We start from the raw sequence: 386 nt of genomic DNA, 5'->3' as shown, positions 1-386 counted from the left end.
ATAAGATTGACTGCGCTATTGGCGGAGGAAGGAGAGATGAAGAAAAGGCAAGAGCAAAGGAACGCTTCTTTTCTCACCGCAATGATTTCGGGGAATGGGACCCAAAAAATCAGCGACCGGAGTTATGGAATCTGCTCAACGGAAAGCACTTTGAAGGAGAACATTTCCGTGCTTTCCCCATAAGCAACTGGACCGAGATGGACGTGTGGAACTATATTAAAAGAGAAAATATAAAAATTCCTTCGCTATACATCGCCCATGAGCGGGAAGTGGTGTGGAGAAACAATTCCTGGATACCCGTTTCTGAATTCCTGAAGCTTGAAGAGGGAGAGAAAGCCGAAAAGAAAAAAATTCGTTTTAGAACTTTAGGTGATATTACTATTACC

At 43.0% G+C, this 386-nt stretch carries 1 protein-coding gene; it reads left to right on the top strand.

Annotation, left to right across the window (positions count from 1 at the left end; translation table 11 throughout):
* Positions 1-386: sulfate adenylyltransferase subunit CysD (gene cysD, locus HC176_RS17340; RefSeq protein WP_167920257.1), on the top strand; the 386-nt coding region annotated here is incomplete at both ends.

Source organism: Tamlana crocina (assembly GCF_012037625.1).
The sequence above is the reverse complement of the archived record's forward strand: the minus strand, read 5'-3'. Positions and strand labels throughout refer to the sequence as shown.